The sequence below is a fragment of the Paenibacillus germinis genome (assembly GCF_013141785.1).
In the GTDB taxonomy this organism is placed as follows: Bacteria; Bacillota; Bacilli; order Paenibacillales; family NBRC-103111; genus Paenibacillus_E; species Paenibacillus_E phytorum.
This window is the reverse complement of sequence record NZ_WHOC01000158.1, coordinates 132,244-151,013: the sequence shown is the minus strand read 5'-3', so window position 1 is coordinate 151,013 and position 18,770 is coordinate 132,244. Positions and strand designations below refer to the sequence as shown.

Below are 18,770 nucleotides of genomic sequence, written 5' to 3'. Positions count from 1 at the left end.
AGACAGGATGACTGGATGATACATCATAATCTAATCGCAACCGAGGAGGGGTATCTTCTTATGTGGGGAAAACAAATGCGTAAAGTATGGCCAACAGTAGTTGCATCTACGATGCTAATGGGGTTGCTTGCAGCTTGCGGCAGCAATACGGACACTGCAAAAAGTGATGCGAAAGGCAATAGCGATCAAGCGGGTGCCGGAGCAAGTTCTGGTAAAGTGGTTACCGTTCATATGATCGAGAGCTTGACGAGCCCGAAACGGACCGACATTCTCAAAGCGATGATTTCCCAATTCGAGAAAGAAAATCCGACAATTAAGGTCGATCTCATCTCACCTCCGTTCGATCAAGCGGATAATAAGATCAGAACAATGCTTGCAGCTAAACAAGAACTAGACGTTCTAGAAGTAAGAGATTTGAACATAGCGGAGTATGTGAACAACGGGTACATTGATCCGCTCGATACTTACACGGGTACTTGGAAAGACTTCGGTACAGTAACAGCTGTGGCTAAGTCGATTGCAACGAATAACAATAAACTTTATTTCATTCCGAATGGCTTGTACCAGCGTCAATTGTTCTACCGCAAAGACTGGTTCGAAGAGAAAGGTTTGAAACCGCCGGTTTCCTACCAAGAACTATATGAAACGGGCAAGAAGCTAACTGATCCTGCTAAGAACCGGTACGGGTTCTCATTCCGAGGCGGTATGGGGTCTGCAGGCATCACTGACCAGATGGTACTCGCTTATAACGGGGATCAGGTGAATTTGGAAGATGCGCAGTTCTTAAAGAGCGGCAATACGATTTACTCTTCACCAGAAGCTAAGGAAGCCATTGAATTGTATATGAAAATTTATAAAGAAGCTTCGCCTTCGGATGCTGTTAACTGGGGCTTCCAAGAGCAGGTACAAGCTTTCACCTCAGGTGTAACAGGCATGCTGCTGCAAGATCCGGACGTCATTCAAACCATTCAGGAGAAAATGAAGCCGGAACAATGGGCAACGGCACCGATGCCAACGGGACCAAGCGGCAAGGCTCTCATTCAAGCAGGTGGAGCTGGCTGGGGTATCGCATCCCAATCCAAGAACAAAGAAGCGGCATTCAAGTTGATCGCCTTCTTGTCTAATCCTGAGCAGAATACTGAGTTTGGTAAAAAGTACGGCTTAGTACCGATTCACACAACAGCGGCAAACGATGAGTACTTCAAAACAGGTCCTTACAAAACGTTGCTGGATATGTCCAACAAGCCGGACGTATTCATGAACTACAAGCCGCCGTTCCAATATCCAGGCACGGGTCAATGGAATCAAGCGAGCATGGAGTCTGGTCAAGCGTATTTGCTGGGTAAATTCACTGTCGTAGACGTTCTGAAGAAATGGGACGCTTATTGGATGGATCAAAAGTCGAAGAAAAAATAGCGTTTAACCTTCGTAGTGGGTGGCGATTCGCTGCCCATTACCATTTTTCTATATGAGGTGGTGCATCTAATGAAGAGTCGGCAGCCGTTCATCTTATTTGGTTTGCTCCCCGCTCTATTACTGGTCCTTATTTTCACATATTATCCGTTCCTAAAGGGCGGCATCATGGCATTTCAAGAATACAAACTGTTCGATCTTAGAAATGTTCATTTTGTCGGTCTGCAAAATTTTCGGGATGCATTCACGGATCCTAAATTTCTGACTGCCTTGACGAACAGTGCGTACTGGGTGTTTTTTTCCTTAGTATTTCAATTTCTCATTGGGCTGACGCTTGCGCTATTAATGAACAAAAAATTCCGGGGTAGAGGGATTTACCAAGGCTTAGTGTTTTACTCTTGGGCGCTTTCGGGGTTTCTGATCGGGATGATTTGGAAGTGGATGTTCAATTCACAAATCGGCGTCATCAACGATCTTTTGCTCAAGACCGGTATAATCGAAACGCGAATCGGATTCTTGTCGGATCCCAAATGGGCAATGATCTCCGTCATTATTGCAAACGTATGGTACGGCATCGCATTTTTCGCCATTATGCTGCTTGCAGCGCTGCAATCCGTGCCTTCCGAGCTGTACGAAGCAGCCGAGATGGATGGAGCGAGCGAGGCGCGTAAGCTGCTTAGCGTTACGCTGCCCTACATTTTACCAACGATCATTACGACTACTCTCCTTCGGGTCATCTGGATCTTTAATGATCCTACGATCATTTACGGCATGACGAACGGTGGACCAGCAGGAAGTACGCACATTTTATCATCATTAATGCTGGATAAAATCATTTACGCTGGTGATTACGGCGCGGCATCCGCCATCGGGGTTGTCATGATCGTGCTTCTATTGCTTTACACGTTGTTCTACTTATCCGTAACCAAATCTGAAAAGATGGGGGATTTCTAACCATGAAGACGCGCTTACAATTCATAGGTCCATTCAAGGTGTTTTTTCTAGCGCTTCATCTAGTGATCATGGTGTTCCCGCTATATTGGATTTTGATTACTTCATTAAAACCCCAGAACGAGATTTTCACTTATCCGCTTAAATATTGGCCGACGAATATTACGTTCGACAATTATATCAACATTTTTAAAATATCCAAATTTCATGTCTACATCGGTAATAGCTTGTTGGTAGCTATCTCATCAGCACTAATTGTTATTGTTATCTCCGTCTTGAGCGCTTATGTCCTTGCCCGTTTTCAATTTCGCGGACATCGGCAAATTATGTTGGCGTTTTTCGCGACACAGATGCTGCCAGGATTCATATCGCTCGGACCACTTTACCTCATGATGACGCAATTGGATTTAATTAATTCCAGAATCGCTCTAGTACTCATGTACACGGTAGGGTTAATACCATTCTCGACCATTATTTTACGGGGCTTCTTTCAACGCATTCCTGCCAGTCTGGAAGAGGCGGCAATGATCGACGGTTGCTCGCGGCTCGTTGCCCTAATCCGAATTATCGTGCCAATCATGATGCCAGGGATCGCATCGACTTTTATATTCGCATTCGTGCAGAACTGGAACGAGTTGTTTATGGCGGTCATGTTCATCGATCACGACGCACTTAAGACGATGCCTGTGGCATTGAACTCACTTATTCTCAAATATGACGTCGATTGGGGCGCTATGTCGGCAGGCACCGTCTTGTCCGTCATTCCAACCGTCTTTCTGTTCGCGTTCGCGCAGCGTTTTATCGTAGAAGGCCTCACGCAAGGCGCAGTGAAGGGCTAAGCAGCAAATTTCGGATCGGAGAGAAACATCTATGAATAAAGATCAATCGGGGGATTCGCTTTACACCAAGGCGGCGCATGACCCGTACGATACTCGACACCATGGGGCGATTAACGTCCCCGTCTATCAAAACAGTTTATTCGCCTTCGAAACTCACGAGCAATTCGATCTGGCGATGCAAAATGTATTAGGACATCACGTCTATTCGCGTGGCAATAATCCGACCGTTCGCAATCTGGAGGAGAAGCTAGCCGAAATGGAGGGCGGTGAGGACGCGAAGTGCTTCGCTTCGGGGATGGCCGCCATTACAGCGGCAGTTCTTTCTGTTGTCCAGCAAGGCGATCATATCGTCTGCGTGAATCACGCTTACGGTCCGACACGCGAGTTTCTCGGATCCTACCTGGTCAAGTTCGGTATAGAGACTACTTTTGTTGACGGGACCGAACTCAACAATTGGGAAGAAGCCATCAAGCCAAATACGAAATTGATGTATTTGGAAAGTCCGACAACGATGACGTTCGAGCTTCAAGACTTGCGAGCGTGTGCTAAGCTTGCCGCGAGCAAGGGAATCAAGACCATCATCGACAACACATGGGCTACACCATGTCACTTATTGCCGATTGCGTTAGGTATTAATCTGGTTGTCCATTCTATAACAAAATATATATCCGGAAATAGTGATTGCTTGGGCGGGGTTGTCATTGGTTCAATGGAACTCATGACTCGACTTAGCAATTCGGAGTATATGCTATTCGGTGGGATCATGACACCACAAACAGCGGCGCAAGTGATGCGCGGATTGCGGACTCTTCCGCTTAGAATGGAACGCCATCAGCGCAGTGGGATGCTCGTAGCCGAGCATATTAGCAAACAACCTTACGCCGTTAAAGTCCACCATCCAGGACTCCCTACGCATCCGCAGCATGAATTGGCGCTTCAACAGTTAAAAGGGTTCAGCAGCTTATTCTCGTTCGAATCATTAGAACCGTTGGAGAAGCTGAAGGCTTGGGCAACGAAGCTCCAGTATTTCAAAATTGGCGTTAGCTGGGGTGGATTTGAAAGTCTAGTCAACGTAAATGTGGTGCGGAGCGGAGATACCGAGCGGCACATTGTCCGCCTTTACGTGGGCCTTGAGGATCCTCAGGATCTGATTCGGGATATAAACGATGCGGCTGCGGCTACTTTACTATGAACATCATCCCCCGAGGGGATAATCTCGGTGGAACCGTATGCGACAACTTGCCTATACGGATCTGTAAGAGGCCTATGCACTTGTGCATGGGCTTCCTTTATTTATTTGTTAGCATAAAAATAGAAGGGCTTTCTTCCAAGTAGGTTGCTACTCGAAAGAAAGCCCTTATTAAACGTAAGTATAGGGGAAGCTGTTATCTGCTGAATTTACCGGCTGCGCCGCCAGCAAGTTGCTGTTCAGCAATTTGTACGAGACGACGAGTGATGTTACCACCGATTGCTCCTGTATCACGAGAAGCCATGTAGCCATAGTAACCGTCTTGAGGAATTTGGATGCCCAATTCTTGAGCAACTTCATACTTCAATTGGTCTAGAGCTTGTGTAGCTTGTGGAACAACTAGTTGGTTGCTGCTACGAGATTGTCCTGATGCCATCTGATATCACCTCCAGTAATGGTAGTATAATCATTTTTAGGAATTATACTCATAACCTAAACTGGAAATTTTCACCACAAGAAAAACCTTAAAAGCAGGAATGCAAAGTCTTTGCTATAATGAAAAAACCGAATAAATGGGAGAGCGGAGGCAGGAGTTATGTTTGATATGTCCATAAAGGGCTGGTCCCTAGATAAGGATTTACAAATTATTCAGGCAGATGTCCTCATGGCGGTGGACGATAGTATCATTATTGAAGAGCCTCTCTGTGTAGATGTGGGGCTTCCAGCGTTCTTGTACAGTGCCTTGCATGATACCACGCCGAATCGTTTTGCGCCAGCGGATCAATGGGAGCGAATGCCGTTCTTTGTATGCGGCTGCGGAGATCCGGAATGCAGAGGGTTTTCATTCGTTGTCCGTCATCTAGCGGATGAACAAGTGGAACTCGCATCTGTTGAGGAACGCTCTAATGGAACGTACCGCGAGCTTGAAACGCATATGATCCCCAGCTTGGAGTACAGCAAGAAGGTATTGGCGGTAGGGGAAACTTATCTTGCGTTTATTAAAGACTTGGACTATCGGCCTTATTTCGGTGAAACAGTGAAAGTTGTCGAAGATCTTGTACATCAAATACATCAACAATTACGGAGTGAATAAGATGGCATCAGTGAAATATTATGTTGTTTGGGTGGGACATCAACCAGGGATCTACCGTACGTGGGCTGATTGTCAGGCTCAGACCAAAGGTTATCCGCAAGCTAGATTTAAATCGTATGAATCGGAGCTGGAAGCACGTCAGGCACTGGAGAAGGGGTGGCAGAAGTCGCTGAATTTCTCTGGAAATGGGGGGACAGCTGCGACTGCTAAGGGCAAGACAGCTACCCCTGAGACGGCTCCTGAAGTCGACTATAACAGTATCTCCGTCGATGTTGGCTGTTCCGGGAATCCAGGAATTGTTGAATACAAAGGTGTCGACACGAAGACGGGCGAGATTATTTTCTATCAAGGCCCTATTTCCAAAGGGACGAATAATTTGGGTGAGTTTCTTGCGATCGTTCACGGGCTCGCTTATTTGCAGAAGCAAGGCAGTAATAAAACCATTTATACGGACTCAGTCACAGCTTTGAGCTGGATACGTAAAAAGGAGGTTTCCACTAATCTAGTTAGGGATGCTTCCACAGAAGAAATTTGGACATTAGTTGATCGGGCGTTGAAATGGCTCAAAACGAACACCTATACGAATAAAATTATGAAATGGGATACGCGGAAATGGGGAGAAATTAAGGCTGATTTCGGTAGGAAATGAGAAAACCTCTATCGAGGCTATTCAAGGATGAGCGACCGTGTTTAGAGGTAGGTTTTATCGCCAATAAGAAAGCGGTTTTCGGGAACCGAAAGCTTATACTTTCTTATGTGGTAAAAAAAGTCGAAATGTAAGAGAAAATATCTTCAAATGTATTGACGGGAAATCCTTCCAATGCTAATATACAGTAATTCCTATTAAATTACTCGGCATAATAATTCGATAGAGTTGATAGGAAATAGAGAAGAGCATTAGATCGGGAGGGTAACTCATGAAAAGAACGAAAATTGGCGGTTTATTCATCATCTTGGCTTTAGTAGGAAGCTTGCTTGCGGCCTGCGGACAAAAAGAGAGCAGCAGCGCAACGACAACACCTGCAGCAAGCGCGAAAGCGACTGATGCAGCTAAAGCAGCAGATTTAAGCGGAAAGAAAATTGCACTCGTGATGCAATTCAATACAGGTACATTTTCGTCTCAGTATGTAGAAGGCGTGAAGGAACAAGTAGAGAAACTTGGCGGTAAGGTAACGGTATTCGTTGCTGATACGGATCTGGCGAAAATGTCATCCAATCTGGATGCAGCGATTAATCAGAAATTCGATGGTATTCTCATCGATCATGGAACAGCTGAAGCATTGGAAGCAGGCGTGAAGAAAGCACTAGAAAAGAAAATTCCAGTTGTAAGTTTCGATTCGATTCTTACTGTTCCAGGCGTTACGTCCTTAGAGCAAGGCGATCAGAAGATGGCTGAAGCTACGCTTGAGCAGCTTGCAAAGGATGCCGGCGGTAAAGGAAACATCGTGAAAGTATGGGTAGCTGGATTTGCACCGATGGAACGCAGACAACTAGCGTACCAAGCTTTCCAAAAGAAATATCCGGACATTAAAGAAGTGGCTGCATTCGGTACAGCCAAAGATCCTGCGTTAGATACACAAACGCAAATGGAAGCGATTCTGAAGAAATACCCGAACAAAGGCGATATCACAGCGGTATGGACAGCTTGGGATGAGTTCGCGAAAGGCGCGTCTCGTGCGATTCAACAAGCAGGTCGTACAGAAATTAAAGTGTACGGGATTGACCTGAGCGATGAAGACTTGCAATTGCTGCAAGATCCGAAAAGCCCATGGGTGGCATCAGCAGCGGTAGATCCGAAGGATATCGGCCGCGTGCAAGTGCGTTACCTGTATCAAAAGCTGCATGGTGATCAAACGCCTGAGAAAGTGGTATTGGAGCCTGTTTATGTATCCAGAGACCAACTGCCGAAGGACAAGCAAGTAAATACAACACAGCTTAGCGAATACGTCAAAGGCTGGGGCGGAAGCCAACAAGGTTATACGGACTGGTTGAAAGCTGCAGAAAAAAAATAATGTAATCCAAATAAGGTCCCATCGTCATTATGCGATGGGACTTTCAGATTGAGATGAGAGGTGAATGATGATGTCGGAAAACAATGGATCTTTGCTGCATATGAGAGGCATCACCAAATCGTTCCCCGGCGTGAAGGTGCTGCAGGAGGTTGATTTTGACCTGCAAAACAGAGAAATTCATGCCTTGCTCGGGGCTAACGGTGCTGGAAAGAGTACCTTGATGAAGATTTTATCAGGCGCTTATACCCATGATACGGGGCAAATTTCTATAAACGGCCAGTCTCTCAACATACAGACGCCTAAGGAAGCAATGAACCAAGGCATCTATTGCGTCTATCAAGAAGTTGACACAGCCTTAGTAGCTGGGCTTACGGTAACCGAAAATGTCATGATGGATAAAATGGTTCAAGGCGGAGCCTGGGTCAGTTGGAGAAAGCTGCATCGGGAAGCTGAAGCGATTCTAGCAAAGATCGGGGCTGCGTTCTCTGTCCGCAGCAAGGTGGACGAGCTGAGTATCTCCCAGAAGCAGCTTGTTCTTATTGCTAGAGCGATGGCGCATAAGGCCAAGATCATCATTTTCGACGAGCCGACAGCACCGCTTAGTCTGGAGGAGTCAGAGCGGCTGTTCCAGATCATGGACAGCCTGAAGCGCGAAGGGGTGGGGATTATCTTCATCTCCCACCGCTTGCAGGAAGTGTTCCGTGTCGCTGACCGGATCACGATCATGCGCGACGGCCGCCACGTGCTCACGCAGGCGGCCGCAGACATGGACATCGCCGGGGTCATTGAGGTGATGCTGGGCAAGACCTTCACCGAGGAGTTCCCCAAAGCCGATGTTCCTATCGGCGATACCCTCCTCGAGGTGAAAGGGCTGCGCCGCGGCACCAAGGTGCGCGGCGTTAGCTTTGCCCTCCGCCGAGGTGAAATCCTCGGCGTCGTGGGGTTGGTCGGCGCCGGCAAGACGGAGCTGAGCCGGCTGATCTTCGGCGCAGACGTCGCGGACGGCGGCGAGGTGTGGCTCGCCGGGCGCAAGCTCGCGCTGCGCCAGCCGGAGGATGCCGTGCGCGCCGGCATCGCGCTCGTGCCCGAGGAGCGCCGCAAGCAGGGCGTCCTCGTGGAGGAGACCGTGAAGCACAATCTGTCGCTTCCGATATTGCGCAAGCTGAGCTCGCTCGGCTTTGTGCAGCGCGGCGCAGAGAGTGTGCACGCGGCGAAGATGGTCGAGCAACTGGGCGTGCAGCCCAGCGATCCGAATCGCGTGGTGAAGCATCTAAGCGGCGGCAACCAACAGAAGGTGGCCGTAGGCAAATGGCTGCCGACGAATGCCGATGTCTATATGTTTGACGAGCCGACCAAAGGGGTCGATGTTGGCGCGAAAAGCGATATTTTCCGCTTGATCGGTCAGTTGGCATCGGAACGTAAAGGCATTATTTATTTATCCTGTGAGCTGAATGAAATTATAGGGATTGCCGATCGCATTTTAGTAATGAGCTATGGTTCTGTGGTGAAGGAGCTCTCCCGCGCGGAAGCGACGCAGGATCTCATTTTAACGTATGCGAGTGCGGGGGAGGCTGAATAGCATGAAGGAAAGAAGCTTGGATTTTACATTTAAATACGGTGCTTTGTTCATCATAGCGTTGGTGGTTATCGTCTTTTCGATTATTAATGAGAATTTTATGACGTATGACAATATCGCTGACATTTTAAGGTCGATATCGATAGTAATGTTTGTCGCTATTGGTGTCACGTTATCGCAGATTGTAGACGGCTTTGACTTATCCGTCGGCTCAACGGTTTCATTATCGACTGTGGCTGCGGCGGCTTTGATGGTTTGGTATCAACAGCCATTAATACTGGTCATCATCGTTCCTCTTGTTATTGGAGCTATCATCGGTCTCATAAATTCATGGCTCATCGTAAAAATTCGCATTCCGGATTTACTTGCTACTTTAGCAGTAATGTACATCATCGGTGGCGTGCAAAAAACGTATACGAAAGGCTTTTCCATCTATAATAATATGAGATTCCAAGACGGCACGGTGGCCAAAGGGAAGTTTACGCCGGAGTTTCTCTGGATCGGACAAGGCAAGCTTCTTGGCGTACCTGTGCCTGTTATTCTTATGATTGTGGCTGTTATTGCCGTACATGTCTTTCTGACGTACACTCGCTGGGGGCGCCAGCTCTACATTACGGGGGGCAATCGGGAGGCAGCACGTCTCTCTGGGATATCTGTTAACAAAATCCGCTTAGCGGCCTATGTGTTGTCCGGTATTTTCGCAGCGTTCGGAGGTATTCTGTATGCTTCTCGTGTCGGTTCCGGACAGATTGATGCCGGTGCTCCGCTTCTGATGGAAGCCGTTGCCTCGGTGTTCGTCGGGTATTCCGTGCTAGGTGCAGGGAAGCCTAATGTTATTGGGACTTTCTTTGGTGCTGTATTGATTGGCGTATTGCTCAATGGACTTACGATGCTGAATGTGCCTTATTTCGGATTTGATATTGTCAAAGGCGGGGTGCTGGTGCTGGCATTGGCCATTACTTTCGTTCATTTGAATCGACGCAAAGCCTAAAGTGGAATGTTTGGTGTTACATTGACGCGTTATCATACTAAAGGCAGAATTTTTACGAGAAGTGTGGTATGATAGATTCATTATTTTTCTCAAAAGAAAAGAAATCTAGGAGGAATTGAGAATGGCTCATCCAAAACAGCGCAGCGATATGATTAAAAAAGGATTCGACCGCGCTCCGCATCGCAGTTTGCTGCGTGCAGCCGGCGTTAAAGAGGAAGATTTCGGCAAGCCGTTTATTGCGGTTTGTAACTCTTATATAGACATTATTCCTGGACATGTTCATTTGCAAGAGTTCGGTAAACTCGTGAAGGAAGCGATCCGTGAAGCGGGCGGTGTTCCTTTCGAATTCAACACAATCGGTGTTGACGACGGTATTGCGATGGGGCATATTGGTATGCGTTATTCCTTGCCAAGCCGTGAGATTATTGCTGATTCCTTGGAAACAGTTGTTAATGCTCATTGGTTCGATGGCCTTATCTGTATTCCTAACTGTGATAAAATTACACCGGGTATGATTATGGGTGCCCTCCGCGTTAACATCCCTACGATGTTAGTAAGCGGCGGCCCGATGAAAGCCGGTAAAGATAAAAACGGTAAATCCATTTCCCTATCCTCCGTATTTGAAGGCGTAGGTGCTTTCCAAGCTGGTAATATTGATGCAGCTGATCTTGAAGAATTAGAGCAATACGGCTGTCCGACATGCGGATCTTGTTCCGGTATGTTTACAGCGAACTCCATGAACTGCTTGGCTGAGGGTCTTGGTCTGGCAATGCCTGGTAACGGTACAATTTTGGCTGTTGCGGAAGAGCGTAAGCAATTCGTGAAAGATTGTGCGAAACAATTGATGGTCCTAATTGAAAAAGATATCAAGCCTCGTGATATCGTTACGATCGAAGCGATCGATAACGCATTTGCTCTCGACATGGCAATGGGTGGTTCCACGAACACGGTTCTTCACACATTGGCTATCGCGGCTGAAGCGGGTATCGAGTACCCGATTTCACGCATTAACGAAGTGGCAGAACGTGTACCTCACTTAGCAAAAATCGCTCCAGCTTCCGATTATCACATTGAAGATGTGCATCTGGCTGGTGGTGTGAGTGCAATTATTAACGAGCTTCTCAAAAAGCCGGGTGCATTTGACGGTGACCGCATGACAGTAACAGCCAAAACGTTGCGTGAAAATGTTGCGGGCTGTGAAATTTTGAACCATGAAGTGCTGCGTCCAATTACGAACCCACACAGCGAAAGAGGCGGACTAGCTGTACTGTTCGGTAACCTTGCTCCTGAAGGCAGTATCGTTAAGGTCGGCGCGGTTGATAAATCTGTTGGCGGACGTCACGTTGGCCCAGCTATTTGTTTCAACTCGCAAGACGAAGCTTTGTATGGTATTGCGAACGGTCATGTTAAAGAAGGCCATGTCGTTGTTATCCGTTACGAAGGTCCGAAGGGTGGACCAGGTATGCCTGAAATGTTGGCTCCTACATCCCAAATCGTAGGTATGGGTCTTGGCGCGAAGGTTGCGTTAATTACTGACGGACGTTTCTCTGGCGCATCCCGCGGGATCTCGATCGGTCATATCTCACCGGAAGCGGCTGAGGGCGGACCATTAGCTTTCGTACATGATGGCGACATCATTGATGTGGACATGGACGGCCGTAAAATCGAATTGCAAATCAGCGATGAAGAATTCGCGAAACGCCGCGAGAGCTGGACAGAGTTCCAACCGAAAATCCAAACTGGATATTTGGCGCGTTATACGAAAATGGTGACAAATGCTAGTGCAGGCGCCATTCTGAAGTTTTAATTGTTTATATAAAAAAGGAGTCTCGCGATTGATGCGAGCTCCTTTTTTATATGTTTTGGGTTTGGAGTAGCAAAGCTACTCAGAAACTTTCGGCTATGCGAGCTATCGTTGTAAGCGCAGTTTTCGCGCTTAATTGTTCGGGTGCTCCTGAATAAGCGCGTTTTCCGCGCTTATTCAGCGCGGATGTAGGGATGGTCTGCTGAGAAGTCGATTTCCGGCTTCTCGGACTCTGTCAACGAGCTACGGCTCGCAGAGCTCTCGCTGTAAGCGCGGTTTTCGCGCTTAATTGTTTGGGTGCTCCAGAATAAGCGCGTTTTCCGAGCTTATTCAGCGCGGATGCGCAGGATGGTCTGCTGAGAAGTCGATTTTCAGCTTCTTGGACTCTGTCAACGAGCTACAGCCCGCAGAGATCTCGCTGTAAGCGGTTTTCGCGCTTAATTGTTCGGGCAATCCAGAATAAGCGCGTTTTCCGCGCTTATTTATTTGGAGGCTTATGCTGTTGATTGATTAAACGGTTGAGAATCCCTATATGCTGGATACAAAATCTCCTTTTAAGCTAAAAAGAAATGCATGAAAAGCAATGAACCTGTCAATATCGTAACCGCGACGACGATGGAGAGAGTCAGCACGAAGCGGGCTTTAAAGATGGAGAGCATCATCAGCGTGCTTTTGACGTCGATCATAGGGCCGAATACAAGGAAAGCCAGTAAGGAGCCTGGAGAGAAGGATTTGGCGAAGGAGGCTGCTACGAATGCATCTGTTGTTGAGCATAGGGAGAGCAAGTAGGCAAAGCCCATCATGAACACATGTGAAATGAAAGGTCCCTGACCGATCGCGGATAAGCTGTCTTGGGCAACGAATGTTTGGATAAGAGCGGTCAAAAAAGCGCCCAGCATTAAGTACTTACTCATTTCGAACAGCTCGGTCGTACCGTGGCTGAACATAATCATCATACGACCACCGTCGTGCGAGTGATTGTGACCGTGGTGATGATCATGATTATGTTCATGTTCATGATGATGATTATGGTTATGGCCATGGTGATGTTCATGGTGATGATCATGGCCATGGTCGTGTGCGTGTATGTGGTCGGCGTGATGTCGAGGGCTGGAACCCCCGTGGTAGTGCAGCGTATTTGCCTCATTTTCGATAGGATGACGCAAAGGATTGCCTTTCAGGAAACGTGTCAGCAGCAGTCCAACGATGAGCGCAACACCAAATGTAAGCCCCATTCGAGAATATGCCATCGAGGGCTCGCCACGGAAAGCCATGAACGTCGAGGCGAAGACGATAGGATTCAGAATTGGACCGACTAGAATGAAGATGACGGCTATGTATACAGGCATTCCTTTTCGCATGAGCCGGCGAACGAAAGGAATCATTCCGCATTCACAGAGCGGGAACATGATGCCAAGAACGCAGGCAAATAAGATACCTCCTAGCGGGTGCCGCGGCGTCATGCGTCTGATGAACGCTTCAGGAATGAAGTTTTCAACAACCGTGGATAGAAGGACGCCTAGTAACATAAAAGGCAAAGCGTCGAGAAAAATATCCATGAAGGCTGTAAAGACGTGCTTGATTTCATAAATGACCAAACCCATTGGAGGAAGCTCTCTCGTTGTCACAATTAAGATGAGGAGAAACGCGCAAATCATCGTGGAGATAGGAAGGCTCCAGCGATATAGAGTCGATGGCAATTCGTTGACACCCCTTTGTCCGTTGATGCGTCCCCGAAGGACGCGGAGTTATTTTTATCCATAGAAAGGCTAGTATGATCTATCCTATGTACATGTAGGTTCAGATAGGACAATGTCCTTTATTGACAATGGATTGTAAGGGTGTATAATTATATAAAATCAATTCGCGATGATAGGAACAAGTAAGTTTGTCTTCTGTTTCTCAGAGAGCCGGTGGTTGGTGTGAACCGGTGAAACAAGCAAACCGAATGGATCCTTGAGCATGAGGCTGAACACAGTATGTAGGTTGCCGGAACCTAGGCCGGAGAACATCCTCATCTGTCCAAGTATGCCAAACGGCAGCTCCCCGTTATCAGAGCCTGAAGGTCTTATTGAACAATTGTTCACGGACAAATTAGGGTGGTACCACGGTCTCTCGTCCCTTGCGGGGAGAGGCCTTTTTGTTGTTTTTTTTAGACCATTTGAAGTTAAGAATCTGGAGGGATTATCCAATGAAACGAGTATTATCCGGTATGCAATCCAGCGGACAGCTGACGATTGGCAACTATATTGGCGCACTTCGCAATTATGTGAAGCTGCAGCATTTGCATCACTGTTACTTTATGGTCGTCGATATGCACGCCATAACGGTTCCTCAGGATCCGGCAGCTCTGAAGGAGCAAACAGAGTCTATAGCTTCGCTTTATATTGCTGCGGGACTAGATCCTAGTAAAGCATCCATTTTCCTACAATCTCATGTTCATGCGCACGCAGAGCTTGGCTGGATCATGACGACGCTGACGCATATGGGAGAGCTGGAGCGTATGACACAGTTCAAGGACAAATCCGAAGGCAAGGATTCCGTAGGTGCAGGCCTATTTACGTATCCATCTCTGATGGCTGCTGATATTTTGCTATACAATGCCGACCTTATCCCAGTTGGAGATGATCAGAAGCAGCATTTGGAGCTGACGCGCGATTTGGCGAACCGTTTCAATAACCGTTTTGGTGAAATGTTTGTCATGCCGCAGCCTTATATGCCTGAGATTGGTGCGAGAATCATGTCTTTGGATGATGCGTCTAAAAAGATGAGCAAAAGCAGTCCGAATGCAGGTAGTTACATCGCCATGCTGGATGAGCCGGATGTGATCCGTAAGAAGCTGAGCCGTGCGGTCACTGATTCAGGCCGTGAGGTAAAATATGATCCACAAAACAAACCTGAGGTTAGTAATTTGATGTCCATTTACTCACACTTTGCTGAGATGAGTTTAGCTGAGATTGAAACCAAATACGATGGTCAAGGCTATGGTCCTTTCAAAAAGGATCTAGCTGAACACATCGTGGCTGTTCTCGAACCGATTCAACAACGTTATCGTGAAATTCGCAGCTCAGGCGAAATTTTCGACATCTTGAAAAAAGGTGCGCAGGAAGCAGCTGAAGTGGCTGATCAAACCTTGCTCGAAGTGAAGAAACGGATGGGCTTCGTCGTTCTATAAAAAGCAAAAAAGAGCTCGAACAGCTAAAAAAGCTGTTTGGGCTCTTTCTCTTGTTGACGATAGTTGTAGATTCCTTCGTTAAGATCGTGTATTTTTCTTGCGAATCTTCGCTTTAACCGCAAATCCATATCCGATAAAGCCTAACGAGATGATGGAACAGGCAAGGATCATCCAAGGCTGCCTGAGGGCAATGAATAAGCTGATGGAGGCGAGCAGCAAGGTGCCAACAACAGCGAAAAGAAGAGCGAGTGGTTTGCTCATGTACGTGACCTACTTTCTAGAAGAATGAACATTGTCTTCTTATTTTAAACTTTTTTGATCGCTGTGCATATAAATTCATTTCCTCCACATACTATCTTTGCAAGCTTGCAAATACATCAAAGATTATAGCTGACTGAAAGGAGTCTGATCCTTATGGCGCAAAATCGTAGCAGCAACACATTGGTAGTTCCACAAGCCACTCAAGCTTTAGATCAATTGAAATATGAGGTAGCTCAAGAGCTGGGCATCCAAATTCCTCAAGATGGTTACATGGGTTATATGGCTACTCGCGATGCTGGTGCAATCGGGGGTAACATTACTCGTCGCTTGGTGCAAATTGCTGAGCAAACGCTGGCAGGACAATCTGGCTTTCGCAGCTAGGTAACCTGACTCGTTAATAGCTTTCCCGAATTATTTAACAATAAAGCTCAGGGGCTTAAAAACCCTCTGGGCTTTTTGTACGTCTATTTTTAAATGTAAAAAAGACGCGTTTGGTTAACGCGCCTTTTTTCTAATAAAGATCCACTTTTAGCTTTTTTTCAAGCCTAGTGTCACTTACCCAGCCCACATAAGAATCGAGTGTTTGGAAATTGTGATCCATCCGGATAACACCTACGAAAGGATACTGCTTGCGGTGACGATAACGCACATCAGCCCATCTAACTTCGTAGCCGAAGCGGTGTTCTTTCACTTCAGCACAGGTGAAGGATGAGAAATAGAGTAAGGCTTGGATGTCTTCGTGACTTTTGGACACCTCGATGGCTGGATGGTCTTCACATTTGACGGTGTCGATCCACCTAAGCTTCGAATTCTTCAGTTCACCCAGCTGGAAGGTGCCGTCTGTTCTGCGTTTCACAACGTTCCACACGTAGAGGTTGAATGTTACAATAAGTGTGTATTTATCCCCTGGCATATGGGTGGGGTCTTTGCGATAAAGCCCTTTTTCTACGATGTAATGGTCGAGAGAGCGCCAGATGTAATATAGAGCGATAACCCCGTACAAAGTCGGAAATACCAGCTTTGGACTAGCGACATGGAAAGACCACATGAAAATAGCTGCGATGTGGCTTGAAAAGATAAAGGGATCAAAGATGTGTATAATGTTCCATGACACCCACTTCTCAGAGAATGGCCGAAACGCTTGTGTACCATATGTGTTGAAACAATCTGTGAAGACGTGGAAGCAAACGGCGATTCCTACCCACATACCAAGGTGCAATAAGGGGATTCCATGGAAGAAAAGAGCAAGGGCTCCAGTGATCAGCAGCGTCCATAATAGTAAAGCCGGCAAAGAGTGAGAACGACCGCGGTGATTTCGAATGTAAGTGGCGTTCCCTTTAAAACGGAGCAGCCCGTCCACATCCGGAATCTGTGAGCCAATAACAGTTCCTATGAAGACTGCAGTGGTTGCCGCTGTGTCTGCAGAAACGCTAGGGTCAATTTGAGACAGTCCCGCTAACCCTAATCCAATTACGAGATGAGTGCCTGTGTCCAAATGGGTTTCCTCCTAAGAATTTTCCGTAGAAAATTTTCTTCGTAAGCATGGGCTGAGTTTTCCATAGGAAAACTTACTTCGGTTGATAAGAAAGTATAAGTTTTATACTTTTGCTTCGCATCAACCTTGATAAACGCGCTCGTCCTTATAAGAGGACGAAATCATTTATCCTTGTAAGCATGGTCATTTTTCCGTCTTTTTATTAGTTTACCATTTTGGAGCAAAAAATAAATCAGAGGGAGATCTAAAAATGTCTAAAGTTTTTGTAGAGTATGCCATAAAACCCGCTTTTCGGGACTCTTTTCTCATCTATATGCAGGAATGGCAGCGGCGGGAAGGGCGATTTGAACTGCTAGAGGGAACGGATCAGGAAGGGCTTTTTGTTGAAATTTGGAAGGAAGTTACTTATGAGGAGTATCTTTCTTTGAAACAAGAACGTTTGCATGGAACCGAAGATGTTTCACAGCAAGCCATTTGGGAAGAGTGGATTGAAGGCGGCCTGCGCAAACTGCATATGTGGCATTTCACAGAAGTGACTTCTTCATGACAAAAAAAGCCGCTGCTCTTACGAAAGAGCAAGCGGCTTTATATGTGATCTAACTTTTATCTCTGGGGGCCGACTCCGCCCGCGTATGGATACATGTACTGGAGCTCCTCGTCGAATGTAATGTAGTCTAGATTCACCATGAGCAATAAGTATCGCATACCGGTAGCTGGATCGCTGATAATAATATGATCGCGGCCAGCTGCTTCCAGTTTGCCTTTGAAAATTTTGGCATTCCATTGCGAGTTATTTTCGTATGTCATGTAGATTGTAGCCATTTTACCAAGGTTCAAACGGAGAATATTCTCGATATAGGATTCTTCCATTGGGAGTTGACTAGGTACATTTACACCGGTTTGCAGACCGCCAGCAGGTGGAAATCCAGTTCCAATTGGCATAGGTTTATTCATACCCGTTGTTGGAACGGGATAAGCCGGATAAGGATATCCGTAAGGGACTTGCTGTGCCATACCTTGGTTTCCTTGATTACCAATTTTGTAAGGGTTATTCAACATGATCGTATTTCCTCCTTGAGCTTTCCTTGAGAAAGCTTTCTTCATAATTGAAATGTGAAACAGATGCTTAATTCGTGTCATTATCCATAATCATCATATTGTGCATCTGCCCATTTGGTGACTGGTTATTGCTGAATTATCTCAAACAAAAAAAAGCCCCATTGGGAGCTTACGTAAGTAGAAATTTATAACCGACACCCCAAACCGTCTTTATATATTTCGGTTCTTTGGGATCAGCTTCTATTTTTTTGCGAAGGTTTGCGATATGTACATCGATTGCACGTTCAGTTACATAGGAATCGAAACCACGGACCCGGTTTAAAAGCTCCTCCCGGCTGTATACTCGTCCTTGATTCTGCCAAAAAAGTTTCATAATTTCAAATTCAGAGAAAGTGGTCTCTATGATTTTGCTATGTACAAAAAGACAGCGCTTCTCAAGATCCAGATGAACGATTTGCTCGGTCGTAGCGGTAGATTGAGCTGGCGGAGGAAAAGCATGAGAACGTCGCAGTAATGCTTGTATTCTTGCTGACAGTTCCCTCATTGAGAATGGTTTACATAGGTAATCATCAGCGCCAGTCTGCAGGCCTTTGACGCGATCGGAGACCTCATTTTTGGCGGATACCATAAGAATGGGGATGGTTGACGAATTTCGGAAGTCTGTGCATAGCTGAATCCCGTCAACATCAGGCAGCATAATATCAAGCACGATGACATCGGGTTCGAAATCTCGGAATAACATTTCGCCTTGACGTCCAGTTTCCGCACGCATAACTTGATAGCCTTCTTCGTACAAATAAATCGACATCATTTCACCAATGCTTAAATCATCTTCAATAATTAAAATTTTAGACATAAACGTTCCCCCCTCCTTTTCCATCCAAAAGTTCGGTGCTCGATATGCCGGACGCA

19 protein-coding genes and 1 other annotated feature are annotated in these 18,770 nt (G+C 46.5%); of the genes, 13 read left to right on the top strand and 6 right to left on the bottom strand.

The annotated features are described in order from the left end of the window. Positions 1-60 precede the first annotated feature (60 nt). The 4 genes from GC102_RS30270 (at position 61) to GC102_RS30255 (ending at position 4,395) form a co-directional block, all read left to right on the top strand. Positions 61-1,416 carry an ABC transporter substrate-binding protein gene (locus GC102_RS30270; protein ID WP_246321196.1) on the top strand — a complete coding sequence of 452 codons (1,356 nt, stop codon included), beginning with the start codon at positions 61-63 and terminating at the stop codon, positions 1,414-1,416. A 69-nt stretch (positions 1,417-1,485) separates the two neighbouring features. After that, complete coding sequence (locus GC102_RS30265; protein WP_171640960.1) at positions 1,486-2,367, top strand: carbohydrate ABC transporter permease; 882 nt, start codon at positions 1,486-1,488, stop codon at positions 2,365-2,367. A 2-nt stretch (positions 2,368-2,369) separates the two neighbouring features. Beyond that, complete coding sequence (locus GC102_RS30260) at positions 2,370-3,203, top strand: carbohydrate ABC transporter permease (RefSeq protein ID WP_171640962.1); 834 nt, start codon at positions 2,370-2,372, stop codon at positions 3,201-3,203. A 31-nt stretch (positions 3,204-3,234) separates the two neighbouring features. After that, positions 3,235-4,395, top strand: coding sequence for a trans-sulfuration enzyme family protein (locus tag GC102_RS30255; protein ID WP_171692789.1), 1,161 nt, complete (start codon positions 3,235-3,237; stop codon positions 4,393-4,395). 193 nt (positions 4,396-4,588) lie between these two features. Here the strand turns inward: GC102_RS30255 and GC102_RS30250 are convergent, their stop codons facing one another. Continuing rightward, the gene (locus tag GC102_RS30250) at positions 4,589-4,828 is read right to left on the bottom strand and encodes an alpha/beta-type small acid-soluble spore protein (RefSeq protein ID WP_029194830.1); all 240 of its coding nucleotides are present in this window, start codon (positions 4,826-4,828) and stop codon (positions 4,589-4,591) included. Positions 4,829-4,987: 159 nt separating this feature from the next. On the opposite strand from GC102_RS30250, the gene GC102_RS30245 reads away from it, so the two are divergent. From GC102_RS30245 to ilvD, 6 genes are all read left to right on the top strand, one after another. Next, complete coding sequence (locus GC102_RS30245) at positions 4,988-5,485, top strand: hypothetical protein (RefSeq protein WP_171692788.1); 498 nt, start codon at positions 4,988-4,990, stop codon at positions 5,483-5,485. A gap of 1 nt (position 5,486) precedes the next feature. Further along, positions 5,487-6,134 (top strand): ribonuclease H, encoded by a 648-nt coding sequence (rnhA, locus tag GC102_RS30240; protein WP_171692787.1) that lies wholly within the window; start codon positions 5,487-5,489, stop codon positions 6,132-6,134. A 268-nt stretch (positions 6,135-6,402) separates the two neighbouring features. After that, positions 6,403-7,497: a sugar ABC transporter substrate-binding protein gene (locus GC102_RS30235; RefSeq protein WP_171692786.1), complete on the top strand. Its 1,095-nt coding sequence runs from the start codon at positions 6,403-6,405 to the stop codon at positions 7,495-7,497. Positions 7,498-7,567: 70 nt separating this feature from the next. Then, entirely contained in the window at positions 7,568-9,076 is a 1,509-nt protein-coding gene (locus GC102_RS30230; protein ID WP_171692930.1) for a sugar ABC transporter ATP-binding protein, read from the top strand. A gap of 1 nt (position 9,077) precedes the next feature. Then, positions 9,078-10,064 carry an ABC transporter permease gene (locus GC102_RS30225; protein WP_171692785.1) on the top strand — a complete coding sequence of 329 codons (987 nt, stop codon included), beginning with the start codon at positions 9,078-9,080 and terminating at the stop codon, positions 10,062-10,064. Between the two features lie 121 nt (positions 10,065-10,185). Further along, positions 10,186-11,871: a dihydroxy-acid dehydratase gene (gene ilvD, locus GC102_RS30220; protein WP_171692784.1), complete on the top strand. Its 1,686-nt coding sequence runs from the start codon at positions 10,186-10,188 to the stop codon at positions 11,869-11,871. 551 nt (positions 11,872-12,422) lie between these two features. On the opposite strand, the gene GC102_RS30215 is transcribed toward ilvD, so the two are convergent. Beyond that, the gene (locus GC102_RS30215; protein ID WP_246321195.1) at positions 12,423-13,568 is read right to left on the bottom strand and encodes a permease; all 1,146 of its coding nucleotides are present in this window, start codon (positions 13,566-13,568) and stop codon (positions 12,423-12,425) included. Positions 13,569-13,728: 160 nt separating this feature from the next. Then, positions 13,729-13,994 (top strand) — a binding site (T-box leader). Between the two features lie 65 nt (positions 13,995-14,059). Here GC102_RS30215 and trpS point away from each other — a divergent pair. Then, positions 14,060-15,043 (top strand): tryptophan--tRNA ligase, encoded by a 984-nt coding sequence (gene trpS, locus GC102_RS30210; RefSeq protein ID WP_171692783.1) that lies wholly within the window; start codon positions 14,060-14,062, stop codon positions 15,041-15,043. 78 nt (positions 15,044-15,121) lie between these two features. On the opposite strand, the gene GC102_RS30205 is transcribed toward trpS, so the two are convergent. Further along, positions 15,122-15,304, bottom strand: a complete 183-nt coding sequence (locus GC102_RS30205) for a DUF5325 family protein (protein ID WP_029194821.1) — start codon at positions 15,302-15,304, stop codon at positions 15,122-15,124. Between the two features lie 153 nt (positions 15,305-15,457). Between GC102_RS30205 and GC102_RS30200 the strand changes: the two genes are divergently transcribed. Then, positions 15,458-15,685 (top strand): alpha/beta-type small acid-soluble spore protein, encoded by a 228-nt coding sequence (locus tag GC102_RS30200; protein WP_047681486.1) that lies wholly within the window; start codon positions 15,458-15,460, stop codon positions 15,683-15,685. Positions 15,686-15,815: 130 nt separating this feature from the next. Here GC102_RS30200 and GC102_RS30195 read toward each other — a convergent pair whose 3' ends face one another. Further along, the gene (locus tag GC102_RS30195) at positions 15,816-16,799 is read right to left on the bottom strand and encodes a metal-dependent hydrolase (RefSeq protein ID WP_171692782.1); all 984 of its coding nucleotides are present in this window, start codon (positions 16,797-16,799) and stop codon (positions 15,816-15,818) included. A 250-nt stretch (positions 16,800-17,049) separates the two neighbouring features. Between GC102_RS30195 and GC102_RS30190 the strand changes: the two genes are divergently transcribed. Continuing rightward, positions 17,050-17,346, top strand: a complete 297-nt coding sequence (locus GC102_RS30190; RefSeq protein WP_171692781.1) for a hypothetical protein — start codon at positions 17,050-17,052, stop codon at positions 17,344-17,346. Between the two features lie 56 nt (positions 17,347-17,402). Here GC102_RS30190 and gerQ read toward each other — a convergent pair whose 3' ends face one another. Beyond that, positions 17,403-17,858: a spore coat protein GerQ gene (gene gerQ, locus GC102_RS30185; RefSeq protein ID WP_246321194.1), complete on the bottom strand. Its 456-nt coding sequence runs from the start codon at positions 17,856-17,858 to the stop codon at positions 17,403-17,405. A 169-nt stretch (positions 17,859-18,027) separates the two neighbouring features. Then, entirely contained in the window at positions 18,028-18,714 is a 687-nt protein-coding gene (locus tag GC102_RS30180; RefSeq protein ID WP_171692780.1) for a response regulator transcription factor, read from the bottom strand. Between the last annotated feature and the right edge of the window lie 56 nt (positions 18,715-18,770).

Excerpts from the sequence above, each read along its gene's own strand:
- GC102_RS30200 (WP_047681486.1), top strand. The coding sequence starts at position 15,458 with ATGGCGCAAAATCGTAGCAGCAACACATTGGTAGTTCCACAAGCCACT.
- rnhA (WP_171692787.1), top strand. The coding sequence starts at position 5,487 with ATGGCATCAGTGAAATATTATGTTGTTTGGGTGGGACATCAACCAGGG.
- GC102_RS30255 (WP_171692789.1), top strand. The coding sequence starts at position 3,235 with ATGAATAAAGATCAATCGGGGGATTCGCTTTACACCAAGGCGGCGCAT.
- GC102_RS30230 (WP_171692930.1), top strand. The coding sequence starts at position 7,568 with ATGTCGGAAAACAATGGATCTTTGCTGCATATGAGAGGCATCACCAAA.
- trpS (WP_171692783.1), top strand. The coding sequence starts at position 14,060 with ATGAAACGAGTATTATCCGGTATGCAATCCAGCGGACAGCTGACGATT.
- gerQ (WP_246321194.1), bottom strand. The coding sequence starts at position 17,858 with ATGTTGAATAACCCTTACAAAATTGGTAATCAAGGAAACCAAGGTATG.
- GC102_RS30270 (WP_246321196.1), top strand. The coding sequence starts at position 61 with ATGTGGGGAAAACAAATGCGTAAAGTATGGCCAACAGTAGTTGCATCT.
- GC102_RS30250 (WP_029194830.1), bottom strand. The coding sequence starts at position 4,828 with ATGGCATCAGGACAATCTCGTAGCAGCAACCAACTAGTTGTTCCACAA.
- GC102_RS30265 (WP_171640960.1), top strand. The coding sequence starts at position 1,486 with ATGAAGAGTCGGCAGCCGTTCATCTTATTTGGTTTGCTCCCCGCTCTA.
- ilvD (WP_171692784.1), top strand. The coding sequence starts at position 10,186 with ATGGCTCATCCAAAACAGCGCAGCGATATGATTAAAAAAGGATTCGAC.
- GC102_RS30190 (WP_171692781.1), top strand. The coding sequence starts at position 17,050 with ATGTCTAAAGTTTTTGTAGAGTATGCCATAAAACCCGCTTTTCGGGAC.
- GC102_RS30260 (WP_171640962.1), top strand. The coding sequence starts at position 2,370 with ATGAAGACGCGCTTACAATTCATAGGTCCATTCAAGGTGTTTTTTCTA.
- GC102_RS30225 (WP_171692785.1), top strand. The coding sequence starts at position 9,078 with ATGAAGGAAAGAAGCTTGGATTTTACATTTAAATACGGTGCTTTGTTC.
- GC102_RS30180 (WP_171692780.1), bottom strand. The coding sequence starts at position 18,714 with ATGTCTAAAATTTTAATTATTGAAGATGATTTAAGCATTGGTGAAATG.
- GC102_RS30245 (WP_171692788.1), top strand. The coding sequence starts at position 4,988 with ATGTTTGATATGTCCATAAAGGGCTGGTCCCTAGATAAGGATTTACAA.
- GC102_RS30205 (WP_029194821.1), bottom strand. The coding sequence starts at position 15,304 with ATGAGCAAACCACTCGCTCTTCTTTTCGCTGTTGTTGGCACCTTGCTG.
- GC102_RS30235 (WP_171692786.1), top strand. The coding sequence starts at position 6,403 with ATGAAAAGAACGAAAATTGGCGGTTTATTCATCATCTTGGCTTTAGTA.